18 protein-coding genes are annotated in these 19495 nt (G+C 58.4%); 10 read left to right on the forward strand and 8 right to left on the reverse strand.

The window, feature by feature from the left end:
* Positions 1-333: 333 nt before the first annotated feature.
* Entirely contained in the window at positions 334-780 is a 447-nt protein-coding gene (gene azu, locus ACA063_RS02595; RefSeq protein WP_497664673.1) for an azurin, read from the forward strand.
* Positions 781-995: 215 nt separating this feature from the next.
* Here the strand turns inward: azu and nadE are convergent, their stop codons facing one another.
* The 3 genes from nadE to ACA063_RS02610 form a co-directional block, all read right to left on the reverse strand.
* On the reverse strand, positions 996-1823 hold the full coding sequence (nadE, locus tag ACA063_RS02600; protein WP_497664674.1) for an NAD(+) synthase: 828 nt from the start codon (positions 1821-1823) through the stop codon (positions 996-998).
* Between the two features lie 4 nt (positions 1824-1827).
* Positions 1828-3054 carry a nicotinate phosphoribosyltransferase gene (gene pncB, locus ACA063_RS02605; RefSeq protein ID WP_497664675.1) on the reverse strand — a complete coding sequence of 409 codons (1227 nt, stop codon included), beginning with the start codon at positions 3052-3054 and terminating at the stop codon, positions 1828-1830.
* A gap of 229 nt (positions 3055-3283) precedes the next feature.
* Positions 3284-4192, reverse strand: a complete 909-nt coding sequence (locus ACA063_RS02610; protein WP_497664676.1) for a LysR family transcriptional regulator — start codon at positions 4190-4192, stop codon at positions 3284-3286.
* A 175-nt stretch (positions 4193-4367) separates the two neighbouring features.
* Here ACA063_RS02610 and amaB point away from each other — a divergent pair, with 175 nt between their 5' ends.
* From amaB to ACA063_RS02655, 9 genes are all read left to right on the forward strand, one after another.
* Positions 4368-5858 (forward strand): L-piperidine-6-carboxylate dehydrogenase, encoded by a 1491-nt coding sequence (amaB, locus tag ACA063_RS02615; RefSeq protein WP_497664677.1) that lies wholly within the window; start codon positions 4368-4370, stop codon positions 5856-5858.
* A gap of 182 nt (positions 5859-6040) precedes the next feature.
* Complete coding sequence (gene amaA, locus ACA063_RS02620; protein ID WP_497664678.1) at positions 6041-7324, forward strand: L-pipecolate oxidase; 1284 nt, start codon at positions 6041-6043, stop codon at positions 7322-7324.
* Between the two features lie 363 nt (positions 7325-7687).
* Entirely contained in the window at positions 7688-8821 is a 1134-nt protein-coding gene (locus tag ACA063_RS02625; protein WP_162437088.1) for an ABC transporter substrate-binding protein, read from the forward strand.
* 243 nt (positions 8822-9064) lie between these two features.
* The gene (locus tag ACA063_RS02630) at positions 9065-9979 is read left to right on the forward strand and encodes an ABC transporter permease subunit (protein WP_497664679.1); all 915 of its coding nucleotides are present in this window, start codon (positions 9065-9067) and stop codon (positions 9977-9979) included.
* Between the two features lie 3 nt (positions 9980-9982).
* The gene (gene livM, locus ACA063_RS02635; RefSeq protein ID WP_497664680.1) at positions 9983-11266 is read left to right on the forward strand and encodes a high-affinity branched-chain amino acid ABC transporter permease LivM; all 1284 of its coding nucleotides are present in this window, start codon (positions 9983-9985) and stop codon (positions 11264-11266) included.
* The gene (locus tag ACA063_RS02640; RefSeq protein WP_497664681.1) at positions 11263-12135 is read left to right on the forward strand and encodes an ABC transporter ATP-binding protein; all 873 of its coding nucleotides are present in this window, start codon (positions 11263-11265) and stop codon (positions 12133-12135) included. The genes livM and ACA063_RS02640 overlap by 4 nt, the downstream gene beginning before the upstream one ends.
* Positions 12132-12851: an ABC transporter ATP-binding protein gene (locus tag ACA063_RS02645; RefSeq protein ID WP_497664682.1), complete on the forward strand. Its 720-nt coding sequence runs from the start codon at positions 12132-12134 to the stop codon at positions 12849-12851. The genes ACA063_RS02640 and ACA063_RS02645 overlap by 4 nt, the downstream gene beginning before the upstream one ends.
* A gap of 1008 nt (positions 12852-13859) precedes the next feature.
* Entirely contained in the window at positions 13860-14630 is a 771-nt protein-coding gene (locus ACA063_RS02650; protein WP_194691570.1) for an SDR family oxidoreductase, read from the forward strand.
* 117 nt (positions 14631-14747) lie between these two features.
* Positions 14748-15653: a cation diffusion facilitator family transporter gene (locus ACA063_RS02655; protein WP_497664683.1), complete on the forward strand. Its 906-nt coding sequence runs from the start codon at positions 14748-14750 to the stop codon at positions 15651-15653.
* Positions 15654-15772: 119 nt separating this feature from the next.
* Here the strand turns inward: ACA063_RS02655 and ACA063_RS02660 are convergent, their stop codons facing one another.
* From ACA063_RS02660 to ureE, 5 genes are all read right to left on the reverse strand, one after another.
* Entirely contained in the window at positions 15773-16900 is a 1128-nt protein-coding gene (locus ACA063_RS02660) for an AGE family epimerase/isomerase (protein WP_497664684.1), read from the reverse strand.
* 135 nt (positions 16901-17035) lie between these two features.
* On the reverse strand, positions 17036-17608 hold the full coding sequence (locus ACA063_RS02665; RefSeq protein ID WP_497664685.1) for a HupE/UreJ family protein: 573 nt from the start codon (positions 17606-17608) through the stop codon (positions 17036-17038).
* Between the two features lie 33 nt (positions 17609-17641).
* On the reverse strand, positions 17642-18256 hold the full coding sequence (gene ureG / locus ACA063_RS02670; RefSeq protein WP_047536839.1) for an urease accessory protein UreG: 615 nt from the start codon (positions 18254-18256) through the stop codon (positions 17642-17644).
* Positions 18257-18279: 23 nt separating this feature from the next.
* Positions 18280-18954, reverse strand: a complete 675-nt coding sequence (locus ACA063_RS02675; protein WP_497664686.1) for an urease accessory protein UreF — start codon at positions 18952-18954, stop codon at positions 18280-18282.
* Positions 18951-19451 carry an urease accessory protein UreE gene (gene ureE, locus ACA063_RS02680; RefSeq protein ID WP_497664687.1) on the reverse strand — a complete coding sequence of 167 codons (501 nt, stop codon included), beginning with the start codon at positions 19449-19451 and terminating at the stop codon, positions 18951-18953. Before ureE ends, ACA063_RS02675 begins: the two co-directional genes overlap by 4 nt.
* Positions 19452-19495 lie beyond the last annotated feature (44 nt).

The raw sequence follows: 19495 nt of genomic DNA on the forward strand, positions 1-19495 counted from the left end.
CAGGGTCGGGATGGCCACAGAGTAAAGGCAGGGCAGCAGCACTCCAAGGGTTAAACGTCGCGTTCAGGCGTTTCATAGGAGCCGCTGGCGCCACAGGCGTAGGCGGCAAGCAGACTGCACAAAAGACTATTCAGGGACATGTGACGAGCTCCGGCTATTGGCGATGGCTCGATAATAAGGCCGCGCCAGACGCCTGGCTGGTAGATTGTTTCGATGAGTGTCATAGCCCGAAAGTTGTATACAATTTTTGATTCAGGTCATAGGAACTTGCGAAGTTTTCAGGCAGTCTTCTGTCCATTCGCACTTTCGTTAACCCTGCCTTGGAGATTCACCATGTTTGCCAAACTTGTTGCGGTATCCCTGCTGACACTGGCCAGCAGCCAATTGATGGCTGCTGAATGCAAGGTCACTGTCGACTCCACTGACCAGATGTCGTTCGATACCAAGGACATCAGCATCGACAAAAGCTGCAAGACCTTCACCGTTGAGCTGAAACACTCCGGCAGCCTGCCAAAAAACGTCATGGGCCATAACTGGGTATTGAGCAAAACGGCTGATATGCAGCCAATCGCTACCGACGGCCTGGCGGCTGGCATCGACAAGAACTACCTGAAAGACGGTGATACACGCATCATCGCGCACACCAAGATTATCGGTGCTGGCGAGACAGATTCCGTGACCTTCGACGTGTCGAAGCTGGCGGCTGGCGAGAGCTACGGCTTCTTCTGCTCGTTCCCGGGCCACATCTCGATGATGAAAGGTACGGTTACTCTGAAGTAATCGAATCGCGTTCATAAAAAAAGCGTCCACTTGGGACGCTTTTTTTGTTCACCCATTACTCAACGGCAACCCCCCTGTAGGAGCTGTCGAGTAAAACGAGGCTGCGATCTTTTGATCTTGATTTAACAAATTTAAGATCAAAAGATCGCAGCCTCGTTTCACTCGACAGCTCCTACAGGCTCCTACAGGCTCCCTCAGGCTTTAAAGAAGCGAAGTCAAGGCGCGAACGGCATCACACGCTTGTGATGAGTCTTCCTGTACGTGTCGCAGATGATCCTGAACGCTTCCTCACGCACCGGCTCGCCATGCAGAAACGCGTCAATCTCGGCGTAGGTCACGCCATGGGACGCTTCGTCCGGTTTGCCGGGCGACAGGTCTTCCAGATCCGCTGTCGGAACCTTCTCAACCAATGACTCCGGGGCTCCGAAGCTTCGGGCGATGTTGCGTACCTGGTTTTTCACCAGACCGCTCAGCGGTGCCAGGTCGCACGCGCCGTCACCGAACTTGGTGAAGAACCCCATCACGGCTTCCGCCGCATGATCTGTCCCGATGACCAGTCCCTGGGCTGCACCGGCGATGGTGTACTGGGCAACCATGCGCATCCGCGCCTTGGTGTTGCCGAGTACGAAATCGACCGACACGGCGTGTTTGCCTTCGAACGCCGCGACTTCATTGGCCAGGGATTTAACCGCTGGGCCAATGTTTACCGTGTGGCGCTCATCCGGCTTGATGAAATCCACCGACGCCTGGGCGTCGTGTTCGTCGAACTGGGTTTCGTAGGGCAGGCGCACAGCGATGAACTTGTAGTTGTCATCACCGGTGCGAGTGCGCAATTCGCGCATGGCACGCTGGGCCAGCAGGCCGGCCGTCAGCGAGTCAACACCACCGCTGATGCCAAGCACGAGGGTCTTGAGCCCGGAGTTGACCAGGCAATCCTGAATGAACGTGATCCGTCGGGCGACTTCCGCCTCAAGGGCGGCATTGTCGGCGAACGGCGGTTGAACCTTGAGCTGCTCAGCAATCTCACGCTGTACGGCTTGCATGAATTCACTCCTTGCTAGATGTGCTGGTTGGGGCGGCAGGAACTTTGAAAACGTGTCGCAAATAGGCGACGAAATTCGGGTCTTTGCAGTGAGTCTTGCCGGGCTCATCGGAAATCTTGGCCACCGGCTGACCGTTGCAGGCGGCCATTTTAAGCACGATGCTCATGGGTTCGACACCCGGAATATCACACGTCAGGTTGGTGCCGATGCCGAAGCTCACATTGATCCGACCGCGCAGTGCCCGGAATATTTTCAGGGACTTGGGCAGCGTCAGGCTGTCGGAGAACACCAGCGTCTTGCTCATCGGGTCGATGCCGAGCTTGTGGTAGTGGGCGATGGCCTTTTCTGCCCAGATCACCGGGTCCCCGGAATCATGGCGCAGGCCGTCGAAGAGCTTGGCAAAGTACAGGTCGAAATCGTTGAGGAAGGCATCGGTCGTGATGCAGTCGGTCAGGGCGATCCCCAGCAGCCCACGATACTCGCGGACCCAGCAGTCGAGGGCGGCGATCTGGCTGTCGATCAGTCGTGGACCCAGTTGCTGGTGCGCCATGATCCATTCGTGGGCCATGGTGCCCAACGGTTTCATGTCCAGTTCTCGGGACAGGTGGACGTTGCTGGTGCCGACGAAACGCCCTGGGAAATCGTGCTTGAGCACGTTGACCACTTCTTCCTGCACACGGTACGAGAAGCGACGGCGAGTGCCGAAATCGGCGACCTGCAACTCGGATAATTCCTCGCTGCTGGCATGGGCGGTGAGCCAATCGAACTTGCGATAGAGCTGCTCGCGAGCCTGTTCCAGCACGACTTCCCGGTAGCGATAGCGGTTGCGCACTTCGCTGACGATCGACAGCAGCGGCACTTCAAACAGGATCACATGCAACCACGGTCCGCGTAGACGAATGAACAACTCGCCGTTTTCTATGCCGGTGTGAACGTAGCGCAGATTGAAGCGGAACAACCCGAGAAAGCGCAGGAAGTCAGGCTTCATGAAGCTGATGCGTTCCATGAAGCCCAACTGATCGGCTGTCAGGCTCAATTCGGCCAGGCGCTCGATCTGAAAGCGGATCTCCGCCAGATAAGGCCGCAAGTCTTCGCTATTACGGCAACGAAACTCCCATTCCACTTCTACGTTGGGGTAGTTGTGCAGCACCGCCTGCATCATCGTCAGTTTGTAGAAGTCGGTGTCGAGCAGGTTCTGCACGATGCGATCGGCAAACACGCTCTCGCTCATAACGGGGTTCTCCAGGCTGGCCGCGGCTCATGTCACGACGTTGCAGCTGTTTCATTGATGGGGGCTAGTGGCGCATAACCGTGATGAGTTTTGCCAGCGAATTTTGCACCGGCAAATCTTACTGTAGGAGCTGTCGAGTGAAACGAGGCTGCGATCCTTTGATCTTGCTCTTGAAAAAACAACATCAAAAGATCGCAGCCTCGTTTCACTCGACAGCTCCTACAGGTTGCTAGTCGTTAGGTAGTGGGTTGTCTATTTGCTCAAGCATCCACTTCACAAAGTCACGCACTTTCGGCACTTCCGCCGAATGCTCCGGATACGCCAGGTAATAGGCGTCGGAGCTGGGCATCGCGTGCTGCCAGGGTATGACCAGTTTGCCGTCGGCCAATTCCTCTTCAACCAGAAACTTCGGCAAGAGCGCCACGCCACAGCCAACCTGAGCGGCGCGGATGCACATATAAAAGGTTTCGAAACGCGGGCCGTGGTAGCTGTGTTCGGTGTGGTAACCCTGACTGTCGAACCAGTCGTGCCACGCCTGTGGGCGAGAAGCGTTTTGCAGCAGGACGAGGTCGGTGAGTTGCGTAGGATCGGTGAACGGCGTGGCGGGCAGGCTGCCGGGGGCGCACACCGGGACCAGCTCTTCGCTGAACAGCTTCAGGCATTCGGTGCCGGGTCGCGAGCCTTGGCCAAAGTAGAACGCCAGGTCGCTGCGACCCTGCAGCAAATCGTCCGCTTCCTGCTCGCTGCACAGGTCCAGGTGGATCGACGGATGACGCAAGCGCCAACCTTTCAAGCGCGGCACCAGCCAGCGCGCACCGAAGGTGGGAGGCGTGGAGACGCGCAGGACTTCGGTCTCTCCACCGTAGGAACGCAGGTAATGGGTCGACATCTCCACCTGTGTGAGGATCTTTCGCACCTCCACAAGATACAAATCGCCGGCCGGCGTCATTTGCAGGCGTCGACGTACCCGCCGGAACAGCAAGTGCTGCAGCAACTCTTCGAGTTGCGCGACCTGTTTACTGACGGCGCTCTGCGTCAGGTTCAGCTCTTCGGCGGCCCGGGTGAAGCTCAAGTGCCGGGTGACAGCCTCGAAACACTGCAACGCGGTAATCGACGGCAGATAGCGTTTGTTCAGCATGAGCGATCCTTTCTTCTTGTTTCTTTATTGCCAGCAATGCACAGCATGAATAAACGGAATGATATCTCTCTTAAAGGTCGTTTGTTGAGTAACCTCCAGAGCGCTAAAACTACAGGTCTGATCAGCCGAGATTTTCCGGCTGCACACGTTCTGTCTTTTGCTTGAGGAGTAACCCATGGTTGCCGCATTGCTTGATCGTCTAGGTGTAAACCCGGCCCTGTACCAGAACGGCAAAGTGCCGGTGCATTCGCCGATCGATGGCAGCCAGATCGCTTCGGTGAACTGGGAAGGTGCCGCTGAAGTCGAGCAGCACATCAGTCGTGCAGATCATGCGTTTGAATTGTGGCGCAAGGTCCCGGCTCCGCGCCGTGGCGAACTGGTGCGTCAACTGGGCGACATCCTGCGTGAATACAAGGCTGACCTTGGCGAGCTGGTGTCCTGGGAAGCGGGCAAGATCACTCAGGAAGGCCTGGGTGAAGTTCAGGAAATGATCGACATCTGCGATTTCGCCGTCGGTTTGTCCCGTCAGCTTTACGGTCTGACCATCGCTTCCGAGCGTCCTGGCCACCACATGCGCGAAACCTGGCACCCGCTGGGCATCGTCGGTGTGATCAGCGCGTTCAACTTCCCGGTCGCGGTCTGGGCCTGGAACACCACGCTGGCGCTGGTTTGCGGTAACCCGGTGATCTGGAAACCGTCCGAGAAAACCCCGCTCACAGCACTGGCTTGTCAGGCACTGTTTGACCGCGTCCTGAAGAATTTCAGCGATGCGCCACCGCACTTGAGCCAAGTGATCATTGGCGGTCGCGATGCTGGCGAAGCATTGGTCGATGACCCGCGTGTGGCGCTGATCAGCGCCACTGGCAGCACCCGCATGGGCCGCGAAGTGGCGCCGAAAATTGCCGCGCGTTTCGCTCGCAGCATTCTGGAGCTGGGCGGCAACAACGCCATGATCCTCGGTCCAAGCGCCGACCTGGACATGGCTGTTCGCGCGATCCTGTTCAGCGCCGTCGGTACTGCCGGCCAGCGCTGCACCACCTTGCGCCGTCTGATCGCCCACGAGTCGGTTAAAGAAGAAATCGTCACCCGCTTGAAGGCCGCTTACTCAAAGGTCCGCATCGGCAATCCGCTGGAAGGCAACCTGATCGGTCCACTGATCGACAAACACAGTTTCGAAAACATGCAGGACGCGCTTGAGCAAGCCTTGAGCGAAGGCGGCCGGGTGTTTGGTGGCAAGCGCCAACTGGAAGACAAATTCCCGAACGCTTACTACGTTGCGCCCGCCATCGTTGAGATGCCGGAGCAGAGTGACGTGGTCTGCCACGAAACCTTCGCGCCGATTCTTTACGTGGTCGGCTACAAGGACTTCGACGAGGCGCTACGCCTGAACAACGCAGTGCCGCAAGGCCTGTCGTCCTGCATCTTTACCACCGACGTGCGTGAAGCCGAGCAGTTCATGTCGGCGGTGGGCAGCGATTGCGGTATCGCCAACGTCAACATCGGGCCGAGCGGCGCGGAAATCGGCGGCGCATTTGGTGGTGAAAAAGAAACCGGTGGTGGTCGTGAATCCGGTTCCGACGCATGGCGCGGCTACATGCGCCGTCAGACCAACACCGTGAACTATTCGCTGGAGTTGCCGTTGGCTCAAGGCATCACGTTCGACTAACCGGTCATCCCTGAGCGAGCTTTTGTGGCGAGGGGATTTATCCCCGTTGGCTGCGCAGCGGCCCCGAATATGGGACTGCTACGCAGCCCAACGGGGCGGTGCGACGTTTCGCTGAATCCCCTCACCACATAGCTCATCCAAAATGAACTGTGTTTTGGTTAGGTTTCTGTTGGAGTCTGGCAATGCCGTTACGCGAAGAGTGTCTGTGGGAAAAACTGACGCCGCAAAGGCCTGACAACGCCGCCCTCAAGGGCGAAGTGACGGCAGACGTTTGCGTCATCGGTGCAGGTTTTACCGGGCTGTCGGCGGCGGTGCATCTACTGGAACAAGGCAAGACAGTTTGTGTGCTGGAAGCTCATCGCGCCGGTCAGGGCGGGTCAGGGCGCAACGTCGGACTGGTCAACGCCGGGATGTGGATTCCTCCGGACGAGATCGAAGCCGGGTTCGGCGAGGCGGTGGGCAGTCAGCTCAATCGCATGCTCGGGGCGGCGCCATCGCTGGTGTTCAGCCTGGTCGACAAATACCACATCGATTGCCAGTTGCGCCGCGAAGGCACGTTGCACATGGCGCACAACGCCCGTGGCGAAGCGGATCTGCGCAGTCGTGAGGAACAATGGAAACGTCGCGGCGCCCCCGTCGAATTGTTGACCGGCCAGGCCTGCGAGCAAGCGACAGGCACCAAAAAGATCGCCGCCGCACTGCTTGATCGGCGTGCCGGCACGCTTAATCCGATGGCTTATACCACCGGGCTGGCCAAAGCGGCCATCGGCCTGGGCGGTCATCTGTTCGATCACTCTGCAGTCACGCGACTCGAGCGTCAGGGCCAGAAGTGGTCGGTGCAGACCGCGCAGGGTTCGGTACTCGCTGAACAGGTGGTCATCGCTTCCAACGCTTACACCGAAGGCGACTGGACCGAGCTGCGACGCAATTTTTTCCCCGGTTACTACTATCAAGTGGCGTCGGTCCCGCTGACGGACGAGGCTGCACAGCAAATCCTGCCTGGTGGCCAGGGCTCATGGGACACCCGTCAGGTGCTGAGCAGTATTCGTCGAGACAAGGACGGTCGACTGTTACTGGGCAGTCTGGGAAACGGCAATCAGAAACCGACCTGGTTTCTCAAAGCGTGGGCGGATCGAGTCCAGCAGCACTATTTCCCGTACCTCAAACCTGTTGAGTGGGAGTGCACCTGGACCGGTTGCATCGCCTTCACCCCAGACCACCTGATGCGCCTTTTTGAACCGGCTCCGGGAATAGTGGCAGTCACTGGCTACAACGGTCGGGGCGTTACAACAGGGACCGTGGTCGGCAAAGCCTTCGCCGATTATTTGTGTAACGGAATTCCTCAAGCTTTGCCTATTCCGTTCGCGCCCATGCAGCCCCTGGCGGGAGTGGGTTTGAGAAGCTGTTTGTATGAGGCGGGATTCTCGCTGTATCACGCAGGCCAGTGCTTGCGCATCGTCATTTGATTGTTGAAATTTGTGTCCGAAACACGGCGCTTTTTCGAGCAGCGACTAGCCTGTAATGGTGCGGGTTGTAGCAGTACCGCACCAGCGGTGTGCACTTCGGTGACGCACGATGTTACAGGCTGGTTGCACGTCGTTTGGCGCCGCGGTTGCAATGATGGCGCGCTCGGGTTGCGCCTTTAAAAATAAACGGTTTCACCTTCCGCGGTTTAGACGGTTGCACGCCCAATGAAAATGGGCTCGAAACAGTCGAAATAACAATAAAGCAGCGACTTTTTTCAGAATAAAAAACCGATGGCACGGCCCTTGCTCTGAGCATTCAGTGAAGTCGCAGTGCCAACTAAAAAAACCTTGGAGCACCACCTCATGTCCCAGACGTTTTACAAGAAAGGCTTTCTGGCCCTCGCAGTGGCAACTGCGTTGGGTGTTTCTGCGTTTGCACAAGCTGATGTGAAAATCGGTGTGGCAGGTCCAATGACTGGCGCCAACGCAGCATTTGGCGAGCAGTACATGAAGGGTGCACAGGCAGCAGCCGACGCAATCAACGCGACGGGTGGCGTCAACGGGGAAAAAATCGTACTGGTGAAGGGCGATGACGCCTGCGAACCTAAACAGGCTGTGACGGTCGCCAAGGACCTGACCAACCAGAAAGTGGCGGGCGTGGTAGGTCACTTCTGCTCCTCGTCGACCATCCCGGCTTCCGAGATCTACGACGAAGCGGGCATCATCGCAATTACGCCTGGTTCGACCAATCCACAGGTGACCGAACGCGGCCTGAGCGCGATGTTCCGTATGTGCGGGCGTGACGACCAGCAAGGCATCGTTGCCGGCGACTACATCGTCGACGTGCTCAAAGGCAAGAAAGTGGCCGTGCTCCACGACAAAGACACCTACGGCCAAGGCCTGGCAGATGCCACCAAGGCTCAGTTGGTCAAGCGCGGTGTAACGCCGGTGCTGTATGAAGGCCTGACTCGCGGCGAGAAAGATTTCAGTGCCGTCGTGACCAAGATTCGCGCGGCAGGTGCCGACGTTGTCTACTTCGGTGGCCTGCACCCGGAAGCCGGTCCACTGGTTAAACAACTGCGTACCGAAGGCCTGAAAGACGTGAAATTCATGTCCGACGACGGCATCGTGACCGACGAACTGGTGACCACCGCTGGCGGCCCGCAATACGTCGACGGCGTGCTGATGACCTTCGGCGCCGACCCACGCATGCTGCCAGACAGCAAAACCGTGGTAGACGAGTTCCGCAAGAAAGGCACCGAGCCTGAAGGCTACACCCTGTACGCCTACGCTTCGGTCCAGACCCTGGCAGCGGCCTTTAACGGTGCCAAGTCCAACAAAGGCGAAGAAGCCGCCAAGTGGCTGAAAGCCAACACCGTCAAAACCGTGATGGGCGACAAGTCCTGGGACTCCAAGGGCGACCTCAAGGTTTCCGACTACGTGGTGTACCAGTGGGACAAGGACGGCAAATACCACCAGCTGGAAAAACAGAAGTAAGGGCTGACTCGGTCACCTGAACCCCCACAGATCCCTTGTGGGAGCGGGCTTGCCCGCGATGGCGGACTTGCATGAGACAACCATGTCGAATGTTCAACCGCTATCGCTGGCAAGCCAGCTCCCACAGGGTACGGTGTGGGCCAGCCTGATCGTGGCTGACATTACTCCGACGTAAATCTGTATTTTCCTTAGAAGAACCGCACACCCACAGGTGTGCAGGTTCTCATTGCGTGAGATTGCGTTATGGATGGTATTTTCCTGCAGCAACTGGTCAATGGCCTGACCCTCGGGTCGGTCTATGGCCTGATCGCCATCGGCTACACAATGGTCTATGGCATCATCGGCATGATCAACTTCGCCCACGGCGAGGTTTACATGATTTCCGCTTACCTCGCGGCAATCAGTCTGGCTCTGCTGGCATACTTCGGTATCGAATCCTTCCCTCTGCTGATGCTCGGCACACTGATCTTCACCATCGTCGTCACGGCGGTCTATGGCTGGGTCATCGAGCGCGTCGCCTACAAGCCACTGCGAAACTCTACCCGACTGGCACCGCTGATCAGCGCCATCGGTATCTCCCTGATCCTGCAAAACTATGCACAGATCGCCCAGGGCGCCCGTCAACAGGGGGTTCCTACATTGCTGACAGGTGCATGGCGAGTTGAAGTCGGGACCGGCTTCGTCCAGCTCACCTACACCAAAATCTTCATTCTGGTCGCAGCGTTTGCCGGGATGGCCCTGCTGACCTACGTCATCAAGTACACCAAGCTCGGCCGCATGTGCCGCGCGACACAGCAAGACCGCAAGATGGCTTCGATCCTCGGGATCAACACCGATCGGGTGATCTCCTACGTGTTCATCATTGGTGCTGCAATGGCGGCCCTGGCCGGCGTGCTGATTACCATGAACTACGGCACGTTCGACTTCTACGCAGGCTTCGTCATCGGTATCAAGGCGTTCACCGCGGCGGTACTCGGCGGGATCGGCTCGCTGCCTGGCGCGATGCTCGGCGGGATCATCCTCGGGATCTCCGAGTCGCTGTTCTCGGGTTTGGTCAACTCGGATTACAAAGACGTTTTCAGCTTCTCGCTGCTCGTTCTCGTTCTGGTCTTTCGGCCCCAAGGCCTGCTCGGCCGTCCTCTTGTGTCGAAGGTGTAAGCGATGTCTTCAACCACTAAAAAAACCATTGATCTCAAAAGAAGCCTGGTTGACGCGATTCTTGCCGGCCTTGTGGCCCTGATTGTGTTCGGTCCGATTGTCGGCGTGGTCCTCGACGGCTACGGCTTCAACCTGCAACCAACACGCGTGGCGTGGATTGTCGCGATCGTCATGGCCGGCCGTTTTGCCCTTAGCCTGTTCCTGCAAACTCCCAAGGGCCTGAAAATTCTCGAAGGCTTTGAAAGCACCGGCTCCGGGGTCCATGTATTGCCGCCTGATTACAAATCACGGTTACGCTGGATCATCCCGCTGATGATCGTCATCGCCGTGGTCTTCCCGTTCTTCTCCAACTCCTACCTGCTAGGGGTGGTCATCCTCGGGCTGATCTACGTTTTGCTCGGCCTTGGCCTTAACATCGTGGTAGGCCTGGCGGGTCTGCTCGACCTGGGTTACGTGGCGTTCTACGCCATCGGTGCATACGGGCTGGCGCTGGGTTATCAATACCTCGGGCTCGGCTTCTGGACGGTGCTGCCATTGGCGGCGATCACGGCGGGGCTGGCGGGTTGCATTCTCGGCTTCCCGGTCTTGCGATTGCACGGTGACTACCTGGCGATCGTGACCCTGGGCTTCGGCGAAATCATCCGTTTGATCCTCAATAACTGGCTCTCGCTGACCGGCGGCCCGAACGGCATGCCCGCACCGCTGCCAACGTTCTTCGGCCTCGAGTTCGGCAAACGGGCGAAGGATGGCGGTGTTCCTTTTCATGAGTTTTTCGGCATCGCCTATAACCCGGACGTGAAGTACTACTTCATCTACGCGGTGTTGTTCCTGGTAGTACTGGCCGTGCTGTACATCAAGCATCGTCTGGTCAAGATGCCGGTCGGTCGCGCCTGGGAAGCCCTGCGTGAAGATGAAATCGCCTGCCGTTCCATGGGCCTGAACCACGTATTGGTCAAGCTCTCCGCGTTCACCATCGGTGCATCGACTGCGGGCCTGGCCGGGGTGTTCTTCGCCACGTACCAAGGTTTCGTTAACCCGACCTCCTTTACCTTCTTCGAGTCGGCACTGATCCTCGCCATCGTGGTGCTGGGCGGCATGGGCTCGACCATCGGCGTGGTGATCGCCGCATTCGTGCTCACCGTGGCACCGGAGCTTCTGCGTGGCTTCGCCGAGTATCGCGTGCTGCTGTTCGGCGTGTTGATGGTGTTGATGATGATCTGGCGACCGCGCGGCCTGATAAGGATCAGCCGTACCGGTGTGACCCCGCGTAAAGGAGTAGCGCCATGAGCGAAGTCGTACTCTCGGTCGAGAAGCTGATGATGCACTTCGGCGGCATCAAGGCGTTGAGCGATGTGAGCCTGAAGGTTCATCGCAATTCGATCTTCGCCCTGATCGGTCCCAATGGCGCAGGCAAGACCACGGTGTTCAACTGCCTGACCGGCTTCTACAAGGCCTCGGGTGGCAAGATCGAACTCAGCGTGCGTGGCGAGCGAACCAACGTCATCCAGCTGCTGGGCGAATCGTTCAAGGCGACCGATTTCGTCTCGCCGAAATCTTTCCTCAGTCGGCTGTACTACAAGATGTTCGGCGGCACTCACCTGGTGAACCGCGCGGGTCTGGCGCGGACTTTCCAGAACATTCGCCTGTTCAAGGAAATGTCGGTACTGGAAAACCTGCTGGTAGCCCAGCACATGTGGGTCAATCGCAACATGCTGGCCGGCATCCTCAACACCAAGGGCTATCGCAAGGCCGAAAGCGATGCGCTGGACCACGCCTTCTACTGGCTGGAAGTCGTCGATCTGGTGGACTGCGCCAACCGCCTGGCCGGTGAGCTGTCCTATGGTCAGCAACGCCGTCTGGAAATCGCCCGGGCCATGTGTACCCGGCCGCAGATCATCTGTCTCGACGAACCGGCCGCTGGCCTCAACCCTCAGGAAACCGAAGCGCTGAGTGCGATGATCCGTCTGCTGCGTGACGAGCATGATCTGACCGTGGTGCTGATCGAACACGACATGGGCATGGTAATGAGCATTTCCGACCACATCGTGGTGCTGGACCACGGCATCGTGATCGCCGAGGGCGGGCCTGATGCCATTCGTAACGATCCGAAAGTGATTGCGGCCTACCTGGGCGCTGATGAAGAGGAGCTCGTATGACTAACGGCGCTATCCTCGAACTCAAGGAACTGGATGTGTTTTACGGGCCGATTCAAGCCCTGAAGAAAGTTTCGCTGCACATCAATGAAGGTGAAACCGTAAGCCTTATCGGCTCCAACGGTGCGGGCAAGTCGACGCTGCTGATGTCGATCTTCGGTCAGCCACGCGCAGCGGATGGCCAGATCATTTATCAGGGCGTGGATATTACCCACAAGTCATCCCACTACATCGCCTCCAACGGCATCGCCCAGTCGCCGGAAGGACGCCGTGTCTTCCCTGACATGACGGTCGAGGAAAACCTGTTGATGGGCACCATCCCAATCGGTGACAAGTACGCCACCGAGGACATGCAGCGCATGTTCGAGCTGTTTCCACGGCTCAAGGAACGGCGCACCCAGCGGGCGATGACCATGTCGGGTGGTGAACAGCAGATGCTGGCCATCGCTCGCGCACTGATGAGCCGGCCCAAGTTGCTGCTGCTCGATGAGCCAAGCCTGGGATTGGCGCCGATCGTGGTAAAGCAGATCTTCTCGACACTGCGGGAACTGGCGAGTACCGGCATGACCATCTTCCTGGTCGAGCAGAACGCCAACCACGCCCTCAAGTTATCGGACCGCGCGTATGTCATGGTCAACGGCGAGATTCGCCTCACAGGTACCGGCAAGGAGTTGCTGGTGAACGAGGAGGTGCGTAACGCCTATCTTGGCGGGCATTAAGTCCTGCTGAGGCAAAAATAGCCCCGACGAGCAATCGCCGGGGCTTTTTTACATCCCCGATTGGCCACAACCCCTGTGGGAGCGAGCCTGCTCGCGATTGGGGCGTAACATTCATCATTGATGCCGACTGTCCCACCGCAATCGCAAGCGGCTCACTCCCACAAGGTATCTCTGTGTGCTTTCGGGAAATTGTGGAAAACAATATTCACAAGCTCTCAAACCGCGACATAAAGCCGCTGCAAATAGTTGTTTTATCAACGTTTTGACTTGTCCCCGTTTACTGTGGAGCTGGCTGTGAATAACGTGGGTGTAGCTGCCTGAGAGCCTTTGGATACGTGGCTTGTAGAGGTGTGGTTATTTATTGATCAGCGGTTTTTGCTCGACCGGTGAGTGCCGTTGTCAACCTTTTTATTGGCATCGTATGCGGGTTGAAAATGCACCCGCCAGCCTGTGGATAAGTCTGTGACTAAACTCTGGAAAGAGTCTGCTGAAGGCCGTAGTTGCTGGCTTGGCGCCATCGTCGGTTTAGGTGTTCAATCATGCAAAATGCCCTGGGCTACACAGCGAGCGCTTCAGGGTCAAGCGAAAAACTTTTAAATCTGCCCGCAAAGCCTTATACACAGCGGCTTCCAGCTTTTTGACTTGCCCCCGGAAACTGTGGACCGGCCTGTGGATAACATGCGCGCACTTAGCTGCAAGCCACGGCTGATATAGTGTGTGGCCGCCTGGTTAATTTTTGTACAACGATACGGTCCTTGTAGCAGCTGCCGAAGGCTGCGTTCGACTGCGAAGCAGTCGCAAAACCCGAGCAAGCTGTTTGCAGTTGAAGCGCAATCGACCGGGATGGCGACTGCTATCAGTCGAACGCAGCCTTCGGCAGCTGCTACAGGGGGGCGTTATTGAGTTCAAGATGCGGAGCTCTGGTTGCTCGTAACAGCCCAGCCGGGCATGCTTCCCGCTGATTATCTATTCCAATGGCTGTTCACCAGTCGAAGCAAGGAGAACACGATGTCCAACACCCTGTTTATTACCGGCGCAACCTCCGGTTTTGGCGAAGCCTGTGCCCGCCGTTTTGCTGAGGCTGGCTGGAAGCTGGTGCTGACAGGTCGTCGTGAAGAGCGCCTTAATGCCCTGTGCGCCGAGTTGTCGAAACAGACTGAGGTTCTTGGTCTGGTGCTCGATGTGCGTGATCGCAAAGCCATGGAGGAGGCGATTGGCAACCTGCCGCCGTCCTTCGCCAAATTGCGCGGCCTGATCAACAACGCGGGTCTGGCCCTGGGCGTTGATCCTGCACCCAAGTGCGACCTCGACGATTGGGACACCATGGTCGACACCAACGTCAAAGGCCTGATGTACAGCACCCGTCTGCTGTTGCCACGCCTGATCGCTCACGGTCGTGGTGCCAGCATCGTCAACGTCGGCTCCGTCGCCGGTAGTTATCCGTATCCGGGCAGTCACGTGTATGGCGCGACCAAAGCGTTCGTCAAACAGTTCTCCCTGAGCCTGCGCTGCGATCTGCAAGGCACCGGCGTGCGTGTCAGCAACATCGAACCGGGCATGTGCGAAAGCGAGTTTTCGCTGGTGCGCTTCGCTGGTGACCAGGAGCGTTACAACGCGACCTATGCCGGTGTAGACCCGATCCAGCCGCACGACATTGCCGAGACCATTTTCTGGGTGCTCAACGCGCCAGCGCACATCAATATCAACAGCCTCGAGCTGATGCCGGTGAGCCAGACCTGGGCCGGCTTTGCCATTGATCGTAATGGTGGCAAGGCGTAATTGAAGACGAGGGAGCTTGCTCCCTCACCACAAAGCCGGCCGGCACCTGACATAAGCTAAACTCCTCGCCCAACACCCCGCCGCACCCTGCGGCGTCAAGGTGCAAGAGGAGGCTACGTGAGTAACAAAGGTGAGCAGTCACTGCTCAAGCAATCGACCATTCTCATGTTGGCCGTGGCGATCGCCGGGATCGTGACTGGTTTTATTTCAGGTGCCCAATCCATCCTGTTCGATGGTTTTTTTTCGTTGATCGCGACCTTCATCAAGGTCTTGATGCTCATCACCGCCAAACTGATCGCCAAGGAAAGTAACGACCGCTTTCAGTTCGGCTTCTGGCACCTGGAACCCATGGTGCTGTTGATCGAGGGCAGCTTTTTGTTCTTGATTGCCATCTACGCCTTTCTCAATGGTGTGTTCGGCATCATCAATGGTGGCCGAGAGATCGAGCTCGGGCTGGTGATCATCTACGCAGCGGTATTTACCGTCGTCGAGTTTGCGTATTTCTTCTACGTCCGGCATCGCAATCGAAAACTGCGGTCAACGCTCATCCAGTTCGACAATATCAGTTGGCTGGTGGATGCGATGCTCTCGGTGGGCTTGCTGGTCAGTTTCCTGATTGCACTGCTGCTCAAGACCCAGGGGTATGACGAGTGGGCGATGTACGTCGACCCGTTGATCCTGATCGTGCTGGCGTTGAGCATGCTCCCTCCGGCCTTCAAGATCCTCGCCCCAGCGCTGCGTGATGTGCTGGGGATTGCGCCGGATCAACTGGATGACAGGGTGCGTCAGGTCATGGAAGCAGCCAAGGACGAACACGGTTTCGACGACTACATTTCCTACGTGCAGAAGCACGGGCGGGCGTGTTTTATCGAGATTCATGTGGTGTTGCCGGCGGATTACCCGTTGCAGAACGTAGGGCAACTGGATGCGTTGCGGGAGGAGATTTCCTCGAAGCTCGGCAAGGCTGATGCGGCGCGATGGCTGACTATCAGCTTTACCGGGGACAAAAAGTGGATTGCGTAATTAGCTGATGGTCCCATCGCGGGCAAGCAACGCTCCCACAGGGCCTGCGTTGTTGCGCAATAGTGCGTGCACCGCGAAACATGTGGGAGCTTGGCTTGCCCGCGAAGGCGTTCGATCACTTAGCGCAGATAGTCAGCCAACCCGCGATAACAGGTCGCCAGGTGATAAGGCGTCGTCGAAGGCATGTCCTTGCGGCTCACCTCACCCTGCTCATCCCGACACTCATACCAGCCGCCCGCATGCAGAAAGTGCTGCTGCAATGCCACAAGTTGACGTTGCACAGAGGCTTCTGCATCCGGGCGCAAGGTCAGCGCCCGCAGATACTCAGCCTGGGCCCAGATTCGTTGGGTGGCATCCTTGATGTGGCCATCCAGCTCAAGCATCGCCTGCACGGCACCCGACTGTTGGTTCACACCCCATTGCTCGGTCAGCGAAAACGCCCGGTCGAGTGATGTGTGCAATTCAGAACCGCGCAGAAGGGCTGATGATTCGAGCAGGAAATACCACTCGAATTGATGCCCCGGTTCAAACCAGTTATCCACAGCGCCCAGCGGCTTCTCCATCAACACACCGTGTTGCGGATCGATGAACTGTTGCTGCATGGCTGTGCATAACTCAACGAGTGCGCCTTGCACGACGGCGTCTTCGCGCGCCGAAAGCGTCGCGAGAAACGCTTCCGCCAAGTGCATCAGGGGATTCTGCAGGGGGCCGCTGTTCAGGGATGACCAGTCACGATCGAGGCTGGCTTCGTACAGGCCGTCGCCCGTAGCGAAACGTTGCGTGATCACGTCCAGTGCGCTGTCGAGTACCGATTCCACCGACGGGTCGCGAACCTTGTCCCAATAGTGGGCGCAGGCGAACAGGATGAAGGCATGGGTGTAGAGATCCTTGCGTTGATCCAGCGGCGCTCCTTGCGGGTCGATGCTGTAAAACCAGCCGCCGTGTTCAGCGTCGTGGAAGTGCTGCTGCAAGGAATGAAACAGTGCCTCGGCCCGCTCTTCAGCAGCCGGCACCTGGCCGATCAGGCTGGAGAACAGATACAGCTGCCGTGCGCACGCCATCGCCCGGTAGCGCTGCGGTGGCAGCGGCTGATGGTTTGCATCCAGTGCCTCATAGGGCAGCGCCAGCTTGGCATTCCAGCCGGGGCCTTGCCACAGGGGCACGATCACATCCTGGAAATGCTGTTGCACCGAGTTGAACAGAGCGGTCAATTCAGGCTGGGAGGCGGAGCGGGGAACATGAGGCATTGGCTGGCGTCGTCACGGCAGAGGCGAATGCGCGACATGGTAGCAGGCCTTGGAGATGGGGTGTCTGTCTGGCCTCATCGCGAGCTTGGTCCGGGCGGCGTTCCGACGATGAGGCCAGACAAGACGATCGAGAACTCAGCCCGCCAGCAACCACACCCCAGTCGCCGCTGAAGCCGCCCCCGCCACTCGAACCAACGGTGCTGCCGCTTGTGGCAACACCCGCACAACCGCATAGCCTGCGGCATGCAGCGCCGCTGTCGCCGCCACGAATCCTGCGGCATACGCCCAAGGGTTCGACATGTCCGGCAATTCCAAACCATGCGCCACGCCGTGGAACAGCGCAAACAACGCCGTCGCCGCCACTGCCATGCTCAACGGCGGACGCACCGCCAGCGCTACCGCCAGGCCCAACGCCAACACCGATGCCGCGATCCCGCTTTCCAGCGCGGGCAACTTCAAGCCTTCAAACCCCAACATACCGCCCACCAGCATGGTGCCGACGAACGTGCAGGGCAGTAGCCAGCGAGCCGCGCCATTCTGCTGCGCTGCCCACAATCCGACCGCAACCATTGCCAGTAAGTGATCGAGGCCACCAATCGGGTGGCTGATGCCGGCCATCAATCCATTGTCGCCATGGCCCGGGTGAGCAAAGGCGAGCGCCGGAGTCAGCAACAGGGTCATGGCGCCCAGCATGCGTTTAAGTGTCATGGATAAGCTTCCTTGTTGAAAAAAATGGTGTGATCAGGCTGCAGTCAGCAAACCCTGGCGTTCGATGAAGGCAATGATTTCTTCCAGTCCCTGGCCGGTTTTCTGGTTGCTGAACACGAACGGCTTGCCGTTGCGCATGCGGGTCGTGTCGCTGTCCATCAGGGTCAGGGACGCGCCCACCAGCGGTGCAAGGTCGATCTTGTTGATCACCAGCAAGTCGGACTTGCAGATGCCCGGCCCGCCCTTGCGCGGCAGCTTGTCGCCGGCCGAGACATCGATCACGTAGATGGTCAGGTCGGACAGTTCCGGGCTGAACGTCGCCGACAGGTTGTCGCCACCGGACTCCACGAGAATCAGGTCCAGCCCCGGAAAGCGCCGGTTCAATTGATCCACCGCTTCGAGATTGATCGAGGCGTCTTCGCGAATGGCGGTGTGCGGGCAGCCGCCGGTTTCCACGCCAATAATGCGCTCAGGTGCGAGGGCTTCGTTGCGCACCAGGAAGTCAGCGTCTTCGCGGGTGTAGATATCGTTGGTCACGACGGCCAGGTTGTAACGGTCGCGCAGGGCCAGGCACAGGGCCAGCGTCAGGGCGGTTTTACCCGAACCAACCGGGCCGCCGATGCCGACGCGCAGGGGTTGTGTGTTCATGTGATTCTCCAAGTGAAAAGGCCCTAGGAACGGAACAGTCGGCTGTACTGGCGCTCATGCGCCATGCACGCCAGGGACAGGCCGAAAGCGGCGCTGCCATAGTGTTCGGGGTTGATTTGAGTGGCGTTCTGCTGGGCTTCCTGCAACAGCGGGAGCAGCTGGCTGGTCAGGCGCTGCGCCGCTTGCTGGCCGAGGGGCAGGGTTTTCATCAGCACCGCTAATTGATTCTCCAACCAGCTCCAGAGCCAGGCAGCCAGCGCATCTTGCGCACTGATGTGCCAGGCGCGTGCGGCCAGCGCCCAACAGAGAGCCAAATGCGGTTCTGGACGCTGTTCGAGAAAGGCGCGCGCGGCGGCATCCAGTTCCGGCAAACCATTGAGCAATTGCTGGAGGGAATATCCCATCTGCCGACTTTCCTGATACAGCTCGCGTGTTTCCCGGCTTGCGCGGTGTTCCTCGCAGTGCTGTAACAAGCTGCCCCAGTTTTCTTGCGCGGCCGCCTCGCAGTGAGCCAGCAACAATGGCGCTTCGAAGCGTGCCAGGTTGAGCAGCAACTGGCCGCTGATCCAGCGTCGTGCACTGTCCGGATCATCGACCCGGCCGTTATCCACAGCCATTTCCAGGCCTTGGGAATAGCTGTAGCCACCAATCGGCAGCTGCGGACTGGCCAGACGCAACAGCGCCCACGCCGGATTCATAGCCGAACGCCGAACTGGTGCAGTTTCGGGGGGTAATTGAAATCTTCGTCGCCATGGCGCGAGTGATGATGGCCGCCGCCGTAAGCGCCGTGTTCGGGTTGGAATGGTGCTTCGATGGGGTCGACCTTGGCATCGAGCTGCTCGAGCATGGCCTTGAGTACGTAGTCGTCCAGCAGGCGCAACCAACCGTCGCCGACTTGCAGGGCAACGTGGCGATTTCCCAGGTGGTAAGCGGCCCGCGTCAGTTCGAATGCGTTGGCGCACGTGACATGCAGCAGTTGTTCAGGGCGGGCGCAGACGCGAACGGTACGCCCGTCTTCAGCTTGCAGGCATTCGCCGTCATACAGGGGCGGCTGACCGCGCTCCAAAAACAACCCGACGTCTTCGCCATCGGCACTGAAACAGCGCAAACGGCTCTTGCTACGGGCGTCGAAGGTCAGGTGCAACTCGGCGGCCCAGACGGGTTGAGGGTCGATTCTACGATGAATCACCAGCATCGGTAGGCTTCCAGCAATGAGCGATAGTCAGGCTAGAGCAAGGG

The sequence above is a fragment of the Pseudomonas sp. LBUM1643 genome (assembly GCF_059716215.1).

What these genes read in the sequence shown, in the direction of transcription:
- azu (WP_497664673.1), top strand. Translation starts at nt 334, where the DNA reads ATGTTTGCCAAACTTGTTGCGGTATCCCTGCTGACACTGGCCAGCAGC.
- nadE (WP_497664674.1), bottom strand. Translation starts at nt 1,823, where the DNA reads ATGCAAGCCGTACAGCGTGAGATTGCTGAGCAGCTCAAGGTTCAACCG.
- pncB (WP_497664675.1), bottom strand. Translation starts at nt 3,054, where the DNA reads ATGAGCGAGAGCGTGTTTGCCGATCGCATCGTGCAGAACCTGCTCGAC.
- ACA063_RS02610 (WP_497664676.1), bottom strand. Translation starts at nt 4,192, where the DNA reads ATGCTGAACAAACGCTATCTGCCGTCGATTACCGCGTTGCAGTGTTTC.
- amaB (WP_497664677.1), top strand. Translation starts at nt 4,368, where the DNA reads ATGGTTGCCGCATTGCTTGATCGTCTAGGTGTAAACCCGGCCCTGTAC.
- amaA (WP_497664678.1), top strand. Translation starts at nt 6,041, where the DNA reads ATGCCGTTACGCGAAGAGTGTCTGTGGGAAAAACTGACGCCGCAAAGG.
- ACA063_RS02625 (WP_162437088.1), top strand. Translation starts at nt 7,688, where the DNA reads ATGTCCCAGACGTTTTACAAGAAAGGCTTTCTGGCCCTCGCAGTGGCA.
- ACA063_RS02630 (WP_497664679.1), top strand. Translation starts at nt 9,065, where the DNA reads ATGGATGGTATTTTCCTGCAGCAACTGGTCAATGGCCTGACCCTCGGG.
- livM (WP_497664680.1), top strand. Translation starts at nt 9,983, where the DNA reads ATGTCTTCAACCACTAAAAAAACCATTGATCTCAAAAGAAGCCTGGTT.
- ACA063_RS02640 (WP_497664681.1), top strand. Translation starts at nt 11,263, where the DNA reads ATGAGCGAAGTCGTACTCTCGGTCGAGAAGCTGATGATGCACTTCGGC.
- ACA063_RS02645 (WP_497664682.1), top strand. Translation starts at nt 12,132, where the DNA reads ATGACTAACGGCGCTATCCTCGAACTCAAGGAACTGGATGTGTTTTAC.
- ACA063_RS02650 (WP_194691570.1), top strand. Translation starts at nt 13,860, where the DNA reads ATGTCCAACACCCTGTTTATTACCGGCGCAACCTCCGGTTTTGGCGAA.
- ACA063_RS02660 (WP_497664684.1), bottom strand. Translation starts at nt 16,900, where the DNA reads ATGCCTCATGTTCCCCGCTCCGCCTCCCAGCCTGAATTGACCGCTCTG.
- ACA063_RS02665 (WP_497664685.1), bottom strand. Translation starts at nt 17,608, where the DNA reads ATGACACTTAAACGCATGCTGGGCGCCATGACCCTGTTGCTGACTCCG.
- ureG (WP_047536839.1), bottom strand. Translation starts at nt 18,256, where the DNA reads ATGAACACACAACCCCTGCGCGTCGGCATCGGCGGCCCGGTTGGTTCG.
- ACA063_RS02675 (WP_497664686.1), bottom strand. Translation starts at nt 18,954, where the DNA reads ATGAATCCGGCGTGGGCGCTGTTGCGTCTGGCCAGTCCGCAGCTGCCG.
- ureE (WP_497664687.1), bottom strand. Translation starts at nt 19,451, where the DNA reads ATGCTGGTGATTCATCGTAGAATCGACCCTCAACCCGTCTGGGCCGCC.